Origin of the sequence: Kutzneria viridogrisea DSM 43870, assembly GCF_000525635.1 — a bacterium.
Taxonomy (GTDB): domain Bacteria; phylum Actinomycetota; class Actinomycetes; order Mycobacteriales; family Pseudonocardiaceae; genus Kutzneria; species Kutzneria viridogrisea.
The window spans coordinates 8,783,803-8,802,803 of record NZ_CP007155.1 but is presented as its reverse complement, the minus strand read 5'-3'; the positions used below and the strand labels follow the sequence as shown (position 1 = coordinate 8,802,803).

Genomic DNA, 19,001 nt, shown 5'->3' with positions numbered 1-19,001 from the left:
GCCGTATGCGACATCAGATGTCGCATACGGCACTTTCATATCAGCGCCAGGTCACCTTGAAGACCCAGGCGTGCTGGCCGGAGTCGGCGGCCGCGGCGGGCACGTCGATCACCAGCGAGCCGCCTCGCTGGGTCCAGGTGAGCGGCCCGTTGTGGCCCAGCAAGGTGATCTGGTCGTTCGGTCGGATCGGCACCGGGGCGTCGACCACGAGCTGGCTGCCGGGCTTGACCAGCGAGCTGATGTAGAACGCCTCGTTGGGCTTGACGGTGAACCGCAGGTCGCCGAGCTGGGCCATGCGCGCCCAGTAGGTGGTCCCGTAGATCGACTCGCCGTTGACCTTGAGCCAGGCGCCGGTCTCCCGCAACCGGGTCTGCATGATCTCCGGGATGGTGCCGTCCGCGCGCGGACCGATGTCCAGCAGGAAGTTGCCGTTCTTGCTGACGATGTCCACCAGCGTGTGCACCACCTCCTCGGCGGTCATGTACATGCTGTCCGGGGTGGCCTTGTTGTAGCCGTAGGAGCGCGGGTCCAGGCCCCGGCTGGCCTCCCACTTGGCCACCACCGTGTTCGGGTACGTCGCGTACTCCGGGGTGGTGAAGTCGTGCACCCCGATGCCGGACCGGTCGTTGATGGTGACTTCCTTGGCGCGCGGGCGGTTCTTGGCGTGGTTGAAGTACTCGGCCATCACCCGGCGGCTGTCGTTGGCCCCGCCGATGTCGCACCAGATCACGTCGGGGTCGTAGCCGTGCACCAGTTCCAGCATCTGCGGGGCCTGGTAGTCCCTGACGAAGTCACGCCCCGACCTGTAACCGGTGTAGGGCAGCGCGGCCCCGGTGTACGGGTTGCGCGGGGCGTGCCCCATCCACGGCAGGTCGGGGTTGAACCACTCGGGCATGGAGAAGTACAAACCGTTGTGCAGCTGCGGGGTGTAGCGCCGGGACGCCTCGAACAGCTCCTTGACCAGGTCCCGCTTCGGCCCCATCTTGGCGGCCGTGCGGTCGGACACCTTCGAGTTCCACAGCGCGAAACCCTCGTGGTGCTTGGAGGTCAGCACGTAGTACTTGGCGCCCGCGTCCACGAACAGCTGCAACCACGAGCGAGGGTCGAACTTCTCCGCGGTGAACTGCGGGATGAAGTCGTCGTAGTTGAAGTTCTCCCCGTAGGTTTCCTTGTGGTACGGGAAAACCGCGTTGTTCGGGTCCTGCATCCACTGCCAGTACCACTCGGCGTACTGCTTGCCGGGCGGGGACCAGGCGGGCACGGAGTAGACGCCCCAGTGGATGAAGATGCCGAACTTGGCGTCGTTGAACCAGTACGGGGACTGGTGGGTGCTCAGCGAGCCGTCCACCGGCTGGTAGTCCGGCACGCCGAGCACCAGTGGCGTCGAGCGCTGGTCCACCGTGCCGTTCCTGGTGTAGGCCACGACGGTGCCGGTGGCCTGGGTTCCTTCCCGCACACCGTGTTCACGCCGGATGCCGATGCGTACCCGGGCCTCCTCCCCGGGCGCGAGCCAGCGCACGGTGGCCGGTTCGGTGGTCCGCGCGCCGCGCACGTCCACGCGCACGGCCAGCCCGTCGGCCGCGGTGATCCACTCGGTGCCCAGGTTCAGCACCGTGGCCTCCACCGACTGGGCCCCGCCCTCGCCGAGCAGGCCCGTCGTGGACCTGGCCGTGCGCACGACCACGGCCTTGCCGGTGACGGCCGGTTGCAGGCTCAGCGCGAACACGTGCAGGCTGGACTTGTTGGCCTGCGCGGGATTGGTCGTGGGCAACGTGATCGCCACCGCGTCGCGCCCCGCGTCCAGCCACAGCTGCGCGGAGTCGATCGACACCGGGTTCAGGTCCTTGCTGCCGTCCGCGGCGTACCGGTACGGCGCGGTCAGCGAGCCGCGCGCCCCGTACCAGTCGGACCCCGACAGGCTCGCCTGCGTGGTCGTGCCGTCCGCGTAGTGCACGGTGGCCGGCCCGCCCGCCGCCCCGTACGAGCAGGACACCAGCAGCATCGCCGAGGTGTAGCGGCCCTTGGGCAGCGTGATCCGCTGGCCCATGGCGACCACGTTGTTCTTCGCCCCGGGCGCAGAGGAGGGGAACTGGTAGGGCACCCCGTCGACCACGATCCGCCCGGCCGCGAACACCTCGGCCGGGTAGGTGTAGCCCGAGCCGTCGAAGTTGCCGTCGTGGAGCGCGATGGAGTCGATGCCATCGTTGTCGAAGTAGCCGTCGAGCGGTACGGGGACCGGGTCGGGCACCGTGGTGGCCGGTGCTGCGCTGGCGAACGCGGTGCCCGTGCCCGAAACCGTGGCCAGCACTGTCGCTCCCAGTGCCATGCCCAGGACGTTCCGGCGTGGATAGGTCGGCATTGAGCCTCCTGCGCGCGGCGATTCATCGGATGACTGAATCCTGTTGTGGCCTACCTCACGCTGTCAACCCGTCAGGTGACGTCGCCCAACTGGACCAGTTCCGTGATGCCCCGGGCTGCCAGGTAGGCGGAATCATCCGACCTGTCCGCCAGTACGGTGGCCACTCGCACGCCCTGCGCGGCCAGCCGCATCCAGGCCTCGAAGAACGCCCCGCCCGGCCCCGACTCGCGCCGCGAGTCCAGCCCGCCGCCCTCGAAGACCAGTGCCGTCTTGCGCACGGCGGGCTGTGGCGGCGTGCTCCGCAGTTCGCGCACCGCCCGGCTCACCGTCTCGGCCAGCGGCTTGCGGCTGCCATCGGTGCGCAGCAGGCCCAGGCCGTACTCCAGCACCGGGTAGTCCACGAACCGGCGGTCCACGTCGTGCGAGCACCACCAGGTCACGCCCCAGACGTCGGCGCAGGTCGTGACGTTGGCAAGCGTTTGCGCGGCGTATTCCGGGGCGTCCGCGACCGGGATGTGCGGGTCGGGGGCGCCCAGCTCCTGCACCCAGATCACCCGGCCGACCTCGCCGTAGGCCCTGGCCAGTTCCGTGCCGTACTCGGCGAGGTGGGTGACCTCAGTGGACAGCGGGCCGTAGCGGCGCGCGCAGTCCAGGCTGAACACCCACGGGTGCACGGTGGTCATGGCGCCCTTGCGCGCGCTGGCCTGCGGGGTGAACGGGTGGCCGTCCACGTACCAGGCGTCGTCGAAGGCGGAATGGCAGTGCGGGTGGTCCGGGTCGGCCTGGGCGCAGACCGCCAGCAGGTGGTCGATCCACGCGTCCACCTGCTCGGGGGTGCAGGGGTTGTGCGGCACGAGGTTGTTCATCTCGTTGCCCAGGGTCATGCCCAGGTAGTTCGGCTCCCCGCGCAGGGCCGTGGCCAGGGTGCGCAGCAGCAGCGCCTGGCCCGCCAGCACGTCGGGGTCGGTGAAGACGTTGCGCTGGTGCCAGGTCTGCGTCCACGAGGGGTAGAAGTCAAAACTGGACAGGTGGCCCTGGATGCCGTCCACGGAGACGTCCAGCCCGGCCGCCGCCGCCAGCCGGACCAGCTCCAGCAGTTGCTCGACCGCCCGCTCCCGCACCACGCCCCGGTTCGGCTGGAACACCGGCCAGATCGGGAAGACCCGCACGTGGTCCAGGCCCAGCCCGGCGAGGTCGTCCAGGTCCTTGCTGATCGATCCCGGGTCGAAGTCCAGCCAGGCGTGCCACCACTGCTGGGACGGGGTGTAGTTGGCGCCGAACCGCATTAGCTCTCCTTCACGCTCGTGCCGCCAACACTTCCGGTCACCTACAGTGGGCGTCAACAACTCCAAACAGGCCGAGTACCCGCGTTCGTCGCGTGGTGCACAGCCCGGTCGGGAGAGCTCTCGGTTCACGCCGGGGCGCCGAAGGAGCAAGCACTCCCCGCACACTCTCAGGCAACAAGACCGGCCGGGCGAGGCGACTCTGGAAAGAGTGTGCGCGGTCGTGCACGCCCACCCACGGTGCAAGCTGTCGCGGTCGTGGCGGTGAAGCTCTCAGGTCCCATGACAGAGGGGGAGCCAACCGACTGACCTGGTTCGGGACCCGACCCGACCACCGCACCGTGGAGTGACCGTATGGCCATCAGCGTGTTCGACCTGTTCTCCGTGGGGATCGGGCCGTCCAGCTCGCACACCGTGGGGCCGATGCGCGCCGCGAGCATGTTCGTGCGGCGGCTGCGCGAGGCCGGGTTGTTCGACCGGACCACCCGGGTACACGCGCAGCTGTTCGGCTCGCTGGGCGCCACCGGGCACGGGCACGGCAGCCCCAAGGCCGTCATGCTGGGCCTGGAGGGGGAACAGCCCGAGCTGTGCGACCCCAGCAACGCCGACGACCGGGTCGCCGAGATCCGCCGCGACCGCAGGCTCACCCTGGGCGGGCAGCGGCCGATCGAGTTCGTCGAGGACACCGACCTGGTCATGCACCGGCGCAAGCAGTTGCCCTTGCACCCCAACGGCATGAGCTTCGCCGCGCTGGACGCCGATGGCACCGAGCTGGACAGCGCCGTGTACTACTCCGTCGGCGGCGGCTTCATCGTGGACGAGACCGCCAGCGGCACCGACCGGATCAAGCCCGACAGCACCCCGCTCGCGCACCCGTTCACCACCGGGGACGAACTGCTCGCCAGGACACGGGAAACCGGCCTGTCCATCAGCGACATCATGCTGGCCAACGAGTTGGCCTGGCGCGAGGAGTCCGAGGTCCGGTCCGGGCTGCTGCACATCTGGCAGGTCATGCAGGACTGCGTGGAGCGCGGCTGCACCGTGGAGGGCGTGCTGCCCGGCGGGCTCAAGGTCCGGCGCAGGGCCGCCGACCTGAGGCGCGGGCTGTCCAGCGAGCACTTCACCACCGACCCGCTGCGCGTCATGGACTGGGTGACCCTGTTCGCCCTGGCCGTCAACGAGGAGAACGCGGCGGGCGGGCGGGTCGTCACCGCCCCCACCAACGGCGCCGCCGGGATCGTGCCCGCCGTGCTGCACTACTACGCCCGGTTCGTGCCCGGCGCCAACGAGGACGGAGTGGTCCGGTTCCTGCTCGCGGCGGGCGCCGTTGGTGTGCTGTTCAAGGAAAACGCTTCCATCTCCGGTGCCGAGGTGGGCTGCCAGGGCGAGGTCGGCTCGGCCTGTTCCATGGCCGCAGCCGGGCTCGCCGAGGTGCTGGGCGGCACCCCCGAGCAGGTGGAGAACGCCGCCGAGATCGCCATGGAGCACAACCTCGGCCTGACCTGCGACCCGATCGGCGGCCTGGTGCAGATCCCGTGCATCGAGCGCAACGCGCTGGCCTCCATCAAGGCCATCACCGCCGCACGCATGGCACTGCGCGGGGACGGCGCCCACTTCGTGTCCCTGGACAAGGTCATCAAGACGATGCGCGAGACCGGCCGGGACATGAAGGACAAGTACAAGGAGACCGCGCGCGGCGGCCTGGCCGTCAACGTGATCGAGTGCTGATCACTGCCTCCGACCTGCGGCGACCTTTTTCGTTGCCACTCGGCACTTCTCGCCACTGCGCGAAGTCTGACGGCCTGGCGATGACCTGATCTTGGTCCGTCCAGACCCCTGCGTCATCCCGACACGAAGCCGATCCTGCGGACGGTGGTGCCGGGTCAAGGCGTGCTTTCTCGCCCTGTCCCGGTGCCGCCGGCCGTGGTCATGATCGTTCCTCGCTCGCGAGAGTCAGCTTGTTGCTTGTGCTGGCAGGACGTGAACCTGGCGCTCGATGTCCTGCTGCGCCAACTCAACCAGGTGCTGCGGGGCTGGACCGCCTACTTCAAGCACGGATCGTCGAAGGCAACCTTGTTGCCTGATCGCATGCGATGAGGGCGAGGATGAAATCCTCCCTGGCGAAGCGGCGTCCGATCGCCAGACCGAGCTGGTGCCCGACGCCTCGCGCTCATCTCACTTCTTGCGACGCTGCCGACCCGTTGGTCGCGGCGGCGAACGCCGCCGCGACCAACACCCTCACTGGTCGACCGGTGCCGGCCAGGGCTTCTGCTTGTCGAGTTCTTCGTGCACGAGCTGGAGGAAGGCGCGGACCTCGTTCTCGCCGTACGGCGGTTCGATGTCCGCGGTCACCGGGTCGGACTGCCCGAGAGCCTGCGCGATGGCCTGTGAGTACGCCTGGGGGCCGTGCGAGAAGTACTTGCGGGCGAGCATGGCCTCGGCCATGCTCGTCGCCACGTCGCGCTCCAGGCTCGGCGCGCGGAACAGCCCGTAGATCACCGAGTTCAGCTCGGCACGGTGGGCGATGGTCATCCTGCTCCCCTTCGGATGGGCTATACGGGCCGGAACAACGGAGTTGCACCGTTGCCCGGGCCCTTGAAGTCGTAGATCGGCGCTCGGACACCGTTGCGGCCGAACGTATCGGCGAGGTTGGCCATCTGGTCGGGGCCGGGTCGGTAGTGGCCGCTGGCAGCGGTAGCGTAGTTTACCCGGCCGTTGGTGACCGAGAGCTCTCCCGCCGAGGCCACGGAGTGGCCTCCGGCCAGCGTCGAGTGGTGGTAGCGACCCACCTCGTGGTAGTTCGAGGCGTAGAGGTTGCCCTGGCGGTCCATGGTGAAGATCGCGCGCCCGTCGTTGCTGTTGCTGTTCGCGCCCCACGCCGAGCTCCCGGACGAGGTGTCGTACCGTTCGCCGTTGCTGGCCCTGCGCAGGACCCCTCGCTCGTCGAAGAACACCCGGCGTTGCTCCCGCTCCTCGCGCGACAGGCGCAGCACTCTGCTGCCGAAGGGGTTGTCCGGGTGGTTCGGATCGGTCTCGTGCCTGTACTCGTCGCGCAGGGGCTTGGTGTTGTCGTAGCGGTCGGTCCTGTGCGGAGGCGGGATTTCGTGCCAGCCGCGCTGCCGGGTGCCGTCGGGTGGCATGTTGCCGCCCGAACCTGTCGGAGGGCGGCGAATGCGGTCCGGCGGCATGTTGCCGCCCGAACCTGTCGGAGGGCGGCGAATGCGGTCCGGCGGCATGTTGCCGCCCGAACCTGTCGGAGGGCGGCGAATGCGGTCCGGCGGCATGTTGCCGCCCGAACCTGTCGGAGGGCGGCGAATGCGGTCCGGCGGCATGTCGCTGCCCGAGCCCGTCGGAGGCCGCCGAATACGGTCCCCGCCACCGTGCAGCGGCGGCGGCGCACCGGTTGTGCGGATGCCGCGGAGTCGACCTGCGTGCTCCTCGTCGGCGTCGGTGAACAACTGCGCGCTCTGCCGCAGCCGGTCGGAGTGCCCGTGTAACCGGTCCCCGGTCCGGCCCAGCGAGTTCTGCACCCGGTTCACCATGTTCCCGTGCGCCCCCGCGGCCGAGGAACCCACCTGGCCGAGTGTGCCGCCGGACAGGTGCGAGCCACCGAGCCCCTTGCTGACCTGGGACACGTCCTCCGCCCGCCGGCCGGTCCGGTCGGCGTGGCCGTGGATCGACGGCCCGTGCGCCGAGAAACCCCCGCGTCGCATCTACTTGGTTCCCCTCCTGGTCGAGGTGTTCCCGCTCGGACCGGTGGGACGACCGAACCGCGTCCCCGGTTCCCGATCAGTCCGAACTGCCGTCCAACGGTGGACACCGGCTGTCCGAACAGCGGTCCCGCCGCACCCGCACAGCAGGTTCCGTCCTCGCCGAGGACACCTCATGTTCACCCACCCGCGGGAGCAGCCTCGCAAGAGATCCAGTAGAAACTATGCCGCAGCGGCACAGTCAAATCAGGCACAAGGAAGTGGAGTAGTTCGGGCGGGACTTGCTGCCCTTTCTCTCCTCGGGCACCGGTGACGGAGTGGATCCAGCCCAGTTGCCCCGCGACGGCATTGGCCGAGGCGACGGTCAGGGACTCGGGCACCAGCAGACCGGTGCCGTGCCCGCCGACCCCAGTGGGGGCGTGGTCGCCGACGAGACCGGATCCTGAAGAAGGGCAACAAGTCCGCCGGCGTCCACCGGCAGTACTCGGGCACCGCCGGCCGGATCGAGAACTGCCAACTCGGGGTGTCGAGGAAACGTTCCAGCTCGCGAAGAACGAGACCGGGCTGGACCACTACGTGGACCGTCGCGGTCAGGTGCTGCCGCGTAGCTCGTGGGTTCAGCGCCCGTCGCGGAGGACCTGGGTCTGATGCTGGTGGAGCTCAGCGTGGTCGAGCAGCGGTATCACGCCGTCATGGAAGTCCTGACCGGGATTCCGGTCACCGAGGTCGCCGGCCGCGCTGACCGCCGACCGGCCCTGTCAGGGGAAGTTGCGGGGCTCTGGTCGGGGGCCGTCGCCGATGTGCCGAACGGGCCAGCCGAACGAGCATTGGGCCCAGGGCGACCGAGATTGGTCTCCCGGGACAGAGGAGCACTTCGTGCGATTGGGTATTCGACGGGCAGGCGCCGCGGTGCTGTCCACCGCGGTCCTGATCGGACTGGTCGGACTGGGCCGGGCGAACGCGTCCGTGACACCGGACAACGGGCGCGACGCCGTGCGGCAGGCCATGGCCGGACTCGTGGCGACCGACACGGCCGGTGTCCAGGTGCGCCCGCACGACAGCCGGGGCGACTGGACCGGCAGCGCCGGCGAACGGGAACTGGGCCGACGCGGTGCGCCGTCGACCGACGGGAAGTTCCGCGCGGGCAGCATCACCAAGACCTTCGTGGCCACCGTCATGCTCCAACTGGTCGGCGAGGGCAAGCTGGAACTCGACGCCCCGGTCGACCGCTACCTGCCGAGGTTCGGCCTGGACCGCCGGATCACCGCCCGGATGCTGCTCCAGCACACCAGCGGCCTGTTCGACTACATCGGCGACACCGGCGCGGACGGCTCGACGTTCGAGCCCGGCATCCCGCTGGTCGGCAAGGAGGGCGTGGCGAACCGCTTCCACCGCTACCGGCCGGACGAACTGGTCCGCCTGTCCCTGGCCAAGCCGGCCCGCTTCGAGCCGGTTACCCAGTGGCGGTACTCGAACACCAACTACGTGCTGGCCGGGCTCCTCGTCGAGCAGGCAACCGGCACCTCCTACGCCACGCAGGTGGAGCGGCGCATCCTCCAGCCGCTCCGGATGCACGACACCAGCCTGCCCGGCACCCGGACGACCATCCCCGACGACAACGCCCACGCCTACCAGGCGTACCGGGACAACGGCCGGCTGAAGACCGTCGACGTCACCAGCCAGAGCGCGACCTGGGCGTGGGCCGTCGGTGAGATCGTCTCGACCACGAAGGACCTCGACCGCTTCATCACCGCGCTGACCGGCGGGAAGCTGCTCTCCCCGGAGCTCCACGCGGAAATGGGCCGGATGCGGGAGGCGGGCAGCCCCACCCGGCAGTACGGCCTCGGACTCGCCCGGTACCGGCTCGGGCCGGACTGCGTCGCGATCGGCCACGTCGGCGAGATCCCCGGCTACAAGACCTACCTGCTCAGCACTCCGGACGGCAGCCGGCGCCTGGAGATCTCCGCGACCCAGGGCGCGCTCGACTACCAGGACGAGGCCGGCATGGCGAAGGTCGCGGCGGCCGAGGGCAAGCTCGTCGTCGCCGCGCTCTGCGGCTGAGTAAGGAGACCGCGCGCGGCGGCCTGGCCGTCAACGTGATCGAGTGCTGAGCTCGCACTCGGGCAGCCGGACGCCCGGGTCGAGGATCAGTTGCTCGCGCCGGACGTAGCCCCCGGTGTAGGAGTTGGCGGCGCCCTGCGTCTCCTTGGCGACCTCGGCGTAGACGACCCCGCCCGCGGTGGTCTGGCAGTACACGACGACCTGCTCGCCCCGGCCGCAGGTGCCGTTGACCTGCCCGCCGACCGACGGGGTGTCGTGGATCGCCGTGCCCTCGGCGGTGCAGCGCCCCTCGACGAGGTCGGCGGTGCTGGCCTGTGCCGCGGGCGCCACGAGCAGCAGTGCGCCCATGAGGGCGGCCATCCTGGTCGCCATGGCCATGGTCGGTCCTCCTGTCCTGCGGCGCGGCGGATCCCGCCCGCGTCGCAGGACAGTCCACTGTGGAACGTCGACGACACGCCAGGTCCTGTCGACCGTTCGAGGGCCCGGCTCACCCGAGCGGGCGGTTCAGGATGCCCCGCAAGGTGTCCACATAGGAGGTGAACGCCACGTGTCCGTGCTGGGTGAGTTTGAGCCAGGTCCTGGGGCGCTTGCCGACGTGCCCCTTGCGGACCTCCACGTAGTGCGCGGCCTCCAGCGTGCCGATGTGCTTGGACAGCACCGAATCACTGATCTCCAACTGGTCGCGCACGAACGCGAACTCGGCCTCGTCCACGGCGGCGAGCAGCGAGACGATCGCCAGTCGGGTCGGCGCGTGGATGAGCGGGTCCAGGTTCACGGTCGGCCGACCGCCGAGGTGTGGATCCGCCTGCTGACCGCTGGCCCGGTGGCCGCGAACAGCACCGCGAAGATCGCCGTGGCGGTGGTCTCGGGGTAGGGCAGGTCGGCGAGCAGCGCGACCCCGTAGTCGGCGCCGCCCAGTGCCGCGCAGGCCGCCGCCCACAGCGCCAGCATGATCCACGGCCGCCCGCCGCGCAGGGTCACCTTCACCCGCCGGAACCGGTCCAGCAGGAGCAGCAGCGTGATCAGCCCGATCGGCATGATGGCGAATCCGACGAGCCCCCACGGCGCGGTGTGCACCTCGCGCGCCAGGCTGCTGGCGACGATGAGCAGGCCGAACCCCGTGAAGTACCACCAGGGCGGTGCCGCACCCCGTAGCGCGCGGACCTGGTGGTCGCGGATCGTGGCCAACTCGTCGTTCGGCATGGCAGCCCCCCAAGGCCTGTACTTTCCAACTCGGAAAGTACACATCGCTTCGGCAAGTCCGTCAACCCCTCAGGCGGCTGACCTCCTGGGGCACGTCCAGGTGCTCGGCGGGGTGGTGGCGTGCGGGAACCGGATCAGATCGTCCACAGTGGAGTGGGTAGTGCCGCGGCATGTCATGAAGGTGCCGTTCGGGACGTTGAGCGCCGCAAAGGGCACCTTCATGGCGATGGGGCGGTGCGGCCCGTTCGGCGCCGGCATGTCATGAAAGTGCCGTTCCTGACGTTGAACGTCCCAAGGGGCACCTTCATGGCGGTGCCACGGGTGCCCGTGGATTACTGGCTACGGTGGAAGCTTGCGCGCGAATGCCTTGGCGGATAATGCTTTTCTGCAAGTTGCAGCTTCGCCTGCTTACCGCCGATCGGACTGGGCGAAACGGCGGACATTGCACCCGTGCCATGTCAATCGGTATGCCTGCAACACGGTGATGAGCCTTCAACGAGACCGCTGTTCACACCTAACATTGGTGTCAGCCCGGGGTCGCCTACCAGTCACGCGGTGGCAACGGTTGCTGGTGGCCCTCGGCCCGTGTCGCACCCGTCACGAGCCGGGGGCCGCTTCACATCGGCGGTCAGTCCGCGCCGCCGCCGGAACCGGTACCGGCGAGGCCGATCCCGTTGCCGGGCAACTGGACCGGTACGTCCAGCGGCACCATCGTGTAGTTGCCCGCGAACGGCCCGCTCGTGCCGTTGAACGAGTTGCTGACCCCCGGCCTGATGTCCGAGGCGGCGGCGGGCGCGGCGGCGGCGAGGCTGAGGGTGGCGGCGGCCAGCCCGGCCCTGACGAGCAGGTTCATGATCGACATTATGGTGCCGCCCGGCGCGGTGACCAGGTGAGGTCCTGCTCGGGAGGCGGGAGCCGCACCGGACCGGCGGGTGGGGGCAGGGCCTTTCACAGCTTTCTGTAAGCCTTTTCGCAACCGCAGCTCAGGTACGGGTGGTGTGATCTTCCTCGCGGGGCGCTCGGGATGCCGAGCGCCCCGACCAACACCAGGTCAGAACTTGAACAGCGAGCCGGACTTGTTGTCCCGCACGCAGGAGTTGGCGTAGGTGTCGCGGAACAGCACCGGCTTGCCGCGCCACAGGCCCACGGCCCTCACCTCGATCGGGGCGTAGATCATCGGGCAGAACCGGTGCGTCTCGCGCACCGGCATGGCGGCCGGGTCCCCGCTCGCCTCGGCCAGCTCCATGCAGGCGGTCTGCGCGTTGGGGTGGTTGCCGCCGACGGGGTCGCAGGTCAGCTCGACGGCCTTGGCGCCGGTGCCGGTGCTGGCGGTCAGCGTGAGGGTGGAGGGCAGTACGAGGGTGCCGGACTGGGCCGCCGCCGGAGCGGCGGTCAGCCCGAGCACAGCGCAACCGGCCACGAGTGTGCCGGTGAGCAGACGGGTCAGAGCCATGTACTCCACCGTGGCCCAGCGAGCCCGTCGCGCCGCCTGTCCTCACTCCATCGCGTGTCCCCCGACCGAGGAACCGACCAGTCCGGCCACGAAACGCATGCCCGCCGCGTTCGGGTGCACCGGCGCGGCCAGGTCGGTGGGCAGCAGGCCCTCCACCCACTTGGTGCCGATCGGCTGGCACATGTCGTGCCCGAGGCTGCCCGGGTACGGGTCGACGAACGTGGCCCCGTTGGCGGCGGCCTGGGCCGCGAGCATGGCGTTGAGCTGCTGCTCCACCCCGTCCAGGTAGGGCACGTCACCGGCGGAGATCGGCACGACCGGCCAGCAGCCCCTCGTCGGTGGCAGCAGGCGCAGGTAGCCCACCAGCACCACCCTGGCCTTCGGCGAGCGTGTGTGGATGCCCTGGAGCACGGCGGCGACCTTCGGCGCGGTGGCCGCGATCCGGTCGGCGAGCTGGTCGCCGTAGCGGGCCTGGCAGGGCGAGCCGCCTGGGTTGGTCAGGCTGAGCACCCCGCAGGTGCCGACGATCCCGGCGAAGCCGATGTCGTTGCCGCTGATCGACACCGTCACCAGGTCGGTGTCCGCGCGCAGGGCGTCGAACTGCGGGGGATTGGTGCCCAGTAACACCGTCTGCGGGCCGGTCATCGAGTCGGTGGTGGCCCCGCCGCAGGTGACGTCGGTCAGCTCGGCGCCCAGCGAGCGGGCCAGGGTCGAGGCGTAGTTGTGGTCGGACCGCAGGCAGCCCAGCGGGCTGCCCTTCGGCGCGGGGATCAGCGGTCCGGACGCGTAGGAGTCGCCCAGTGCCACGTACTTCGTCGGCGCGGCGGCGGCTGCCGCGGGTGCCGCCAGCAGGGCGCAGGCGAGCGTGGCGAGCACCACGGGGAGGGTTCGTCGCATGGCCCGGATGCTGCTTGTGACCCAGGTCACCGTCAAGGTGTGATCCGATTCGGGTAGAGAGGTTCACCAGGTTGGTGATCGCGATGAGTACTCGCGGTGGGTCCTTGTCACTGAGGGGAGAGGCGCCGATGACCCGGTCGGAGCAGGCGACGGTGCACAAGGTGGCGCTGGCGAGTTCGGCGGGCACCGCCATCGAGTTGTACGACTTCCTCGTCTACGGCCTGGCCTCCGCCGTGGCGCTGAACAAGCTGTTCTTCCCGGCGGGTGACCCGCTGGTGGGCACCCTGCTGGCCTTCGCCACCTTCGGCGTGGGCTTCCTGGTGCGACCGCTGGGCGCCGCGGTGATCGGGCACTTCGGCGACCGGGTGGGCCGTAAACCCATGCTGGTGCTCACACTGACCGCGACCGGTGTCTGCACCACGGCGATCGGGCTGCTGCCCAGCTACCAGCAGGTCGGCCTGCTCGCCCCGCTGCTGCTCGTGCTGCTGCGCCTGGTGCAGGGCTTCTTCCTCGGCGGCGAGCAGAGCGGGGCCGCGCTGATGGTGGTCGAGCACTCGCCCGAGCAGCACCGCGCCTGGTACGGCAGCTGGACCTTCCTCGGCTCGCCACTCGGGCTGTTCCTGGGCAACGCGCTGATGCTGCTGTCCACCGCCGTGTCCGGACCCGCGTTCCTGGACTGGGGCTGGCGTATCCCGTTCCTGTTCAGCATCGTGCTGATCGGGGTCGGGCTCTACCTGCGGCTGGGCGTCAGCGAGAGCCCCGAGTTCCAGCGGCTGCGCGAGCAGAGCCGCCCGCAGCGCCTGCCCATCGCCGAGGTCCTGCGCTCTTCCTGGCTGCGCGTGCTGCTCGGTGCCGGGGTCAACCTGGGCTTCAACACGTTCATCTTCGTGCTGGTCAACTTCATGCTGACCTATGGGACCGCGGCACTGCACCTGCCGCAGCAGGCGGTGCTCAACGCGGGACTGGTCGGCGGGGTCGCCCAGGTGGTGTCGATCCTGGTGTTCTCCCGGCTAGCCGACCGGTTCGGCCGCCTGCCGGTGATGCTCGGCGGCGGCATCTTCCTCGTGGTGTTCGGCTTCCCGCTGTTCTGGCTGGTCGACACGGGTTCGGTTGGCCTGCTCACCCTGGCCGTGGCGATCGGCTACTTCGGCTCCGGCGCGATCTTCGGCCCGATGGCCGCGTACTTCGCCGAGCTGTTCGACACCCGGGTCCGCTACACCGGGGCGGCGATCAGCTACCAGCTGGGCTCGGTGTTCGGCGGTGGCGTGTCCCCGCTGGTGGCCACCGCCCTGCTGGCCGTGGACCACGGCCGGTCCTGGCCGATCTCGGTCTACCTCGTGCTCGCGGCGCTGGTCAGCGTCGGCTGCCTGCTCGCACTCGGGGAGACCCGTCGGCCAGAACCGGCCCGGGACTAGGCCGCGCGGTCCAGCAGGGAGCACAGCGCCTGGTGCAGTGCGCCCGTGGCGTCGGCGACCTCGTAGTCGGCCCGCCAGGCGACGACCCCGTCCGGGCGGACCAGGCTGGCCCCGCCGTTGCGGATCCCGTAGCGCAGGGCCAGCCCGCCCTCCGGATCGACCAGGTCGGGGCCGAGCCCGTGCGCGGTCAGCGCGATGCCCAGCCGGTCGGCCACGTGCTTGGCGGCCTCGTGCCAGACCCCGCCCTCCTCGCCGGTGAGCAGCACCCAGCCGCGCCCGAACAAGTCCACAGTGGACAGTTCGGTCCCGTTGCGCAGCAGCCGCACGTGCGGTGCGCGGAAACCGGGGCGGCCACTGGGGTTGAGCGGGTCCTCCACCGGTGCCGGGTCCTCGTCGGCGGCCAGCACGGCCGGTGACCGGTGGCGCACGCCGAACATCACCTCGGCCCAGCCCACCGACTCCGGGATCGACTCGTCGCGCAGTTGCGGGGCCATCCGCGCCACGTAGTTGTGCAGGGACTCGGCGACCACCAGGTCGGCGACCCGCCTGCGTTCGGGCTCGTAGCTGTCCAGCAGGCCGGGGCCCGCCTCCCCGCGCAGCACGGCGGCCAGCTTCCAGGCCAGGTCGTAGCCGTCGCCGATCGCGGTGTTGCCGCCCATGCCCCCGGTGGGCGGGGTGACCTTGGCGGCGTCCCCGGCCAGGAACACCCGGCCGTCCCGGAACCGCTCCGCCACCAGCGCGGCCATCTCCCAGGACAGTACGGTGACCAGTTCCGGCTCCAGGTCCGGCGCGTCCAGTCCGGCCCTGATCAGCTCGGTGCAGCGCCGCGGGGTGAAGTCCACGATGGACTCACCGGCCGAGGGGTCGTACTCCACGGTGAAGACGAACCGGTTCGGCAGGTCGGTGCGGCCGAAGGCCCCGGTGAACTCCGGGTGTTGCAGGTAGTACAGCCCGGTCAGGTCGGCCAGTTCGGGCCCCTCGCTGTCGAAGATCATCCCCGCGTGGTGGCACAGCGATCCCTTGCCGTGCCTGGCGATGCCCAGCGCCTCGCGGATCGAGCTGCGCGGGCCGTCCGCGGCGACCAGGTAGTCCGCGCGCACCTGCTCGACCCGGCCGGTCGGGCGGTGCAGCAGCCGCGCGCTCACCCCGTCGGCGTCCTGCTCGAAGGAGACCAGTTCGGTCTCGTAGCGCACGTCGGCGCCGTGCTCCCGCGCCTTGGCCAGCATGATCGGTTCCACGCTGACCTGCGAGGCCATCGCCATCGGCATGGGCGAGAGCGGGGACATCAGCTCCGCCTCGTCGCCGTGGACGATCGTGTGCAGGACCTCGCCGCGCGCGCTCCGCGCGATCTTGATCTGCAACGGGCCCGCCGAGGCGCCCGCCGCGAGCACCTGCTCGTGCACGCCCGCCAGGCGCAGCAGTTCCATGGTCCTCGGGTTCTGCCCGGCCGCCCTCGGGTGCACCGAGGTCCCCGGGTGCTTGTCCACCGCGAGCACGTCGATCCCCCGCTGTGCCAGGAACATCGTCGCGGACAGCCCGGCGAGGCCGGTGCCGACCACCAGTACCTGGGTCATCGTTCCTCCCTGTCAGAATTTCCCCTTGTAAGCATCTTAGATGGAGAGATAAATGCTTGGCAAGGGTAACGGATCGACGGTCAGTGCGACTGTCTGGACTGGACAGTCCGCACGCGGTGTGCGACTGTCCGCTGACCTCGGGAGGGCCGTGGCGAAGGTGGAGGTCGAGGTACCCGTGTACGAGCAGGGAATCGGGTTGGTCTCCGCCTGGCCGGAGGACTACAGCCTGAAGGTCTCCGTGGCCCCGGGCGGTCAGGTGCGGATCCTCGGCGACGCCGCAGGGCTGACCGGCCTGGCCACCCAACTGCTCGCACTCGCCCAGGCCGACGTGCCCACGGGGGCGCACGAGGACCTGGACGACTTCCTGCTCGTGCTCGACGAGGGCTCCGCCCCGCTCCGCCTCGAACGCGGCTGAAACCCGTGCCATGAAAGTGCCGTTCCTGGCGCTCAACGCCAGGAACGGCACTTTCATGGCATCCGAACCTGGTCACTGGCGACAACCGGCCAGAGAACGGTTTCTACACCGAGGGCGTAGCGGTGGACGGACGCCGCTCATTCGTGCCGACCCCGTGACACACGAAGCGGGCGGCACCAGGAGGCGCCGCCCGCTCGTCAGTCAGGCTGTGATCAGCCGCGCTTCTCCTCGGCCAGCGGCTCCAGCAGCGAGCCCGCGTCGTTGAGCAGACCGGTGGCCGACCGCAGCTGCTCGGCGATGCGCTCGCGGTACTCGCGCAGCCGTGCGGCCTCCTTGTTGCTGCGGTCGATGCGCTGGTCGGCGTCGGCCACGGCCTCGGTGACCCGCTTGTCCACCTCGGCCTTGCGCGCGGCCTCGTCGGCGGCGATCGCGGCCAGCGCGGCGGCGCGCTTGTCGGCGATCTCCTGCTCGAACTCGACCTCGATCTGCCTGCGCTTCTGCTCGGCCTCGGCGTCCAGCGCCTTCTGCCGCGCGGTGGCCTCGGTGGTCAACCGCGTGGCCTGGGTGCGCGCGCTGTCCATCAGCGTCTGGTGCTCGGCGATGATCTCCGACTGCTGCTTGTCCAGGTCCCCGAGCAGGGTCTGGTAGCGCTGGCGGAGCTGGCTCGCGGCCTCCTCGGCCTGGGACCACGCCGTCTCGGCGGCGGCCTCGGCCCGCGAGGTGGTCTCGTTCGCGCTCGCCTCGGCCAGCGCCAGGGTGCGCTTGGCCTGTTCCGGGGTCTGCTCGACGGGAGCGGGCTGCGGGGCGTTGGCCGCGGCGGTGCGGGCCTGCTCCAGCTGGGCCTTCAGCTCCTCGACCCGCGTGCGCGTCATGTCCAGCTGCTTGGCCAGTTCGTCGGCCTGTCGCAGCGCGGCGTCCCGGTCCGCGGCGAACAGCCGCACCTCGGAGACCAACCGCTGCACGTGCGAGTCGACCTCCATCCGGTCGTACCCGCGCATGGCGACCGTGAAGTTCGGAATCGCCTGGGTGAGGTCTCGGTTCTCGGCGGTCGCCATGTCGCCACGCTACCGCTATCCGGCCGGGACTGGCACGGGGCACCACGTCTCACTGGGTGAACGGCCTTCTCGGCATGCCGCCGATTGGTCTACCGTCCCAGCCATGGCCCTCCTGGTGTCCCGACGGCACGTGGACTTCGTGCGTGTCACCAGCATGGCGTGTCGCGTTTCCAGCTGATCCTGTCCAGCTGACGTTCCCGGTCACCGCTCCGCGCACCACCGCACGCGCGCTTCACGCACACCTCACCCCTCACGAGGAGTACCCGCATGTCCGCTGACGCCTCCGGCTGGTCGTTCGAGACCAGGCAGATCCACTCCGGCGCCGCACCCGACCCGGCCACCGGGGCCAGGGCCACCCCGATCTACCAGACCACCTCCTACGTGTTCCGGGACACCGCGCACGCCGCGGCCCTGTTCAGCCTCGCCGAGTCCGGCAACATCTACACCCGGATCAACAACCCCACCCAGGACGTGCTGGAGCAGCGGATCGCCGCGCTGGAGGGCGGGGTGGCTGCCGTGGCCTTCGCCTCCGGCCAGGCCGCCGAGACCGCCGCGATCCTGAACCTGGCCAGCGCGGGCGACCACTTCGTGTCCAGCGCCTCGCTCTACGGCGGCACCTACAACCTGTTCCACTACACGCTGCCCAAGCTGGGCATCGAGGTCAGCTTCGTCGATGACCCCGACGACCTGGAGCAGTGGCGGGCCGCGGTCCGGCCGAACACCAAGCTGTTCTTCGCCGAGACCCTGGGCAACCCGCGCGGCAACGTCCTGGACATCGCCGCGGTGTCCGCGCTGGCACACGAGGTCGGGGTGCCGCTGGTGGTGGACAACACGGTGCCCACCCCGTACCTGGTGCGGCCCGTGGAGCACGGCGCCGACATCGTGATCCACTCCGCCACGAAGTTCCTCGGCGGCCACGGCACGGCCATCGCGGGCGTGGTGGTCGACGGTGGCACCTTCGACTTCGGCGCCGACCCGGGTCGCTTCCCCGGCTTCAACGAGCCCGACCCGAGCTACCACGGCCTGCAGTACTGGCCCGCGCTCGGCCACGGCTCGTACGCGGCGAAGCTGCGCGTGCAACTGCTGCGCGACACCGGTGCGGCCATCGCCCCGCTGAACAGCTTCCTGGTGTTGCAGGGCATCGAGACCCTGTCGCTGCGCATCGAGCGGCACGTGTCCAACACGCAGGCCCTCGCCGAGTGGCTGGAGCAGCGCGACGAGGTGGAGCGCGTGCACTACGCCGGGCTGCCCTCCAGCCGCTGGTACGAGGCGGGGCAGAAGTACCTGCCGCGCGGTGCGGGCGCGATCGTGTCCTTCGAGCTGCGTGGCGGCTCGGAGGCGGGCCGGGCCTTCGTGGACGGCACCGAGCTGTTCAGCCAGCTGGCCAACATCGGCGACGTGCGCAGCCTGATCGTGCACCCGGCCAGCACCACCCACTCGCAGCTGACCGAGCAGGAGCAGGCCGTCACCGGGGTCACCCCGGGGCTGGTCCGGCTCTCGGTGGGCCTGGAGGGGCTGGAGGACCTCAAGGCGGACCTCGATGCGGGCTTCCGCGCCGCGAAGTCGGCGCTGTAGC

The 19,001-nt window shown here is 70.1% G+C and carries 18 protein-coding genes, 1 pseudogene and 1 riboswitch; of the genes and pseudogenes, 7 read left to right on the top strand and 12 right to left on the bottom strand.

Annotation, left to right across the window (positions count from 1 at the left end; genetic code table 11):
- Window positions 1-40 precede the first annotated feature (40 nt).
- Both KALB_RS38360 and KALB_RS38355 read right to left on the bottom strand, forming a co-directional pair.
- Window positions 41-2,359: an alpha-L-fucosidase gene (locus KALB_RS38360; protein ID WP_025360983.1), complete on the bottom strand. Its 2,319-nt coding sequence runs from the start codon at window positions 2,357-2,359 to the stop codon at window positions 41-43.
- 71 nt (window positions 2,360-2,430) lie between these two features.
- Window positions 2,431-3,645, bottom strand: coding sequence for a glycoside hydrolase 5 family protein (locus KALB_RS38355; RefSeq protein ID WP_025360982.1), 1,215 nt, complete (start codon window positions 3,643-3,645; stop codon window positions 2,431-2,433).
- Window positions 3,646-3,744: 99 nt separating this feature from the next.
- Window positions 3,745-3,838: riboswitch (glycine riboswitch) on the top strand.
- Window positions 3,839-3,996: 158 nt separating this feature from the next.
- Here KALB_RS38355 and KALB_RS38350 point away from each other — a divergent pair.
- A complete protein-coding gene (locus tag KALB_RS38350) occupies window positions 3,997-5,370 on the top strand; it encodes an L-serine ammonia-lyase (protein WP_025360981.1) in 1,374 nt (457 codons plus the stop codon).
- Window positions 5,371-5,622: 252 nt separating this feature from the next.
- Window positions 5,623-5,739: a group II intron maturase-specific domain-containing protein gene (locus KALB_RS47975; RefSeq protein WP_158510883.1), complete on the top strand. Its 117-nt coding sequence runs from the start codon at window positions 5,623-5,625 to the stop codon at window positions 5,737-5,739.
- A 141-nt stretch (window positions 5,740-5,880) separates the two neighbouring features.
- On the opposite strand, the gene KALB_RS38345 is transcribed toward KALB_RS47975, so the two are convergent.
- Both KALB_RS38345 and KALB_RS38340 read right to left on the bottom strand, forming a co-directional pair.
- A complete protein-coding gene (locus KALB_RS38345; protein ID WP_025360980.1) occupies window positions 5,881-6,174 on the bottom strand; it encodes a hypothetical protein in 294 nt (97 codons plus the stop codon).
- A 20-nt stretch (window positions 6,175-6,194) separates the two neighbouring features.
- Window positions 6,195-7,355, bottom strand: a complete 1,161-nt coding sequence (locus KALB_RS38340) for a WXG100 family type VII secretion target (RefSeq protein WP_025360979.1) — start codon at window positions 7,353-7,355, stop codon at window positions 6,195-6,197.
- Window positions 7,356-7,780: 425 nt separating this feature from the next.
- Between KALB_RS38340 and KALB_RS50360 the strand changes: the two are divergent.
- Window positions 7,781-7,935: pseudogene (locus KALB_RS50360) on the top strand (transposase); the annotation flags it as partial.
- Between the two features lie 293 nt (window positions 7,936-8,228).
- On the top strand, window positions 8,229-9,413 hold the full coding sequence (locus tag KALB_RS38335) for a serine hydrolase domain-containing protein (RefSeq protein WP_030111055.1): 1,185 nt from the start codon (window positions 8,229-8,231) through the stop codon (window positions 9,411-9,413).
- Between the two features lie 30 nt (window positions 9,414-9,443).
- On the opposite strand, the gene KALB_RS38330 is transcribed toward KALB_RS38335, so the two are convergent.
- The 6 genes from KALB_RS38330 to KALB_RS38305 form a co-directional block, all read right to left on the bottom strand.
- Window positions 9,444-9,791, bottom strand: a complete 348-nt coding sequence (locus KALB_RS38330) for a hypothetical protein (protein WP_025360977.1) — start codon at window positions 9,789-9,791, stop codon at window positions 9,444-9,446.
- Between the two features lie 109 nt (window positions 9,792-9,900).
- Window positions 9,901-10,188 carry a winged helix-turn-helix domain-containing protein gene (locus tag KALB_RS38325; protein WP_025360976.1) on the bottom strand — a complete coding sequence of 96 codons (288 nt, stop codon included), beginning with the start codon at window positions 10,186-10,188 and terminating at the stop codon, window positions 9,901-9,903.
- Window positions 10,185-10,616 (bottom strand): hypothetical protein, encoded by a 432-nt coding sequence (locus KALB_RS38320; protein ID WP_025360975.1) that lies wholly within the window; start codon window positions 10,614-10,616, stop codon window positions 10,185-10,187. Before KALB_RS38320 ends, KALB_RS38325 begins: the two co-directional genes overlap by 4 nt.
- A gap of 628 nt (window positions 10,617-11,244) precedes the next feature.
- The gene (locus KALB_RS38315) at window positions 11,245-11,469 is read right to left on the bottom strand and encodes a hypothetical protein (protein WP_148309815.1); all 225 of its coding nucleotides are present in this window, start codon (window positions 11,467-11,469) and stop codon (window positions 11,245-11,247) included.
- A 198-nt stretch (window positions 11,470-11,667) separates the two neighbouring features.
- Entirely contained in the window at window positions 11,668-12,069 is a 402-nt protein-coding gene (locus KALB_RS38310; protein ID WP_030111056.1) for a subtilase-type protease inhibitor, read from the bottom strand.
- Window positions 12,070-12,111: 42 nt separating this feature from the next.
- Entirely contained in the window at window positions 12,112-12,966 is an 855-nt protein-coding gene (locus tag KALB_RS38305) for an SGNH/GDSL hydrolase family protein (protein WP_025360972.1), read from the bottom strand.
- 128 nt (window positions 12,967-13,094) lie between these two features.
- Between KALB_RS38305 and KALB_RS38300 the strand changes: the two genes are divergently transcribed.
- Complete coding sequence (locus tag KALB_RS38300; RefSeq protein WP_025360971.1) at window positions 13,095-14,381, top strand: MFS transporter; 1,287 nt, start codon at window positions 13,095-13,097, stop codon at window positions 14,379-14,381.
- Here KALB_RS38300 and rdmE read toward each other — a convergent pair.
- On the bottom strand, window positions 14,378-15,955 hold the full coding sequence (rdmE, locus tag KALB_RS38295; protein ID WP_025360970.1) for an aklavinone 12-hydroxylase RdmE: 1,578 nt from the start codon (window positions 15,953-15,955) through the stop codon (window positions 14,378-14,380). The two genes, KALB_RS38300 and rdmE, sit on opposite strands and share 4 nt — an antisense overlap.
- 148 nt (window positions 15,956-16,103) lie before the next feature.
- Here rdmE and KALB_RS38290 point away from each other — a divergent pair, with 148 nt between their 5' ends.
- Window positions 16,104-16,370 carry an Imm32 family immunity protein gene (locus tag KALB_RS38290; RefSeq protein ID WP_025360969.1) on the top strand — a complete coding sequence of 89 codons (267 nt, stop codon included), beginning with the start codon at window positions 16,104-16,106 and terminating at the stop codon, window positions 16,368-16,370.
- A 212-nt stretch (window positions 16,371-16,582) separates the two neighbouring features.
- Here the strand turns inward: KALB_RS38290 and KALB_RS38285 are convergent, their stop codons facing one another.
- On the bottom strand, window positions 16,583-17,425 hold the full coding sequence (locus KALB_RS38285) for a coiled-coil domain-containing protein (protein ID WP_025360968.1): 843 nt from the start codon (window positions 17,423-17,425) through the stop codon (window positions 16,583-16,585).
- Window positions 17,426-17,692: 267 nt separating this feature from the next.
- On the opposite strand from KALB_RS38285, the gene KALB_RS38280 reads away from it, so the two are divergent.
- Window positions 17,693-19,000, top strand: coding sequence for a bifunctional o-acetylhomoserine/o-acetylserine sulfhydrylase (locus KALB_RS38280; RefSeq protein WP_025360967.1), 1,308 nt, complete (start codon window positions 17,693-17,695; stop codon window positions 18,998-19,000).
- The last annotated feature ends 1 nt before the right edge of the window (window position 19,001 follow it).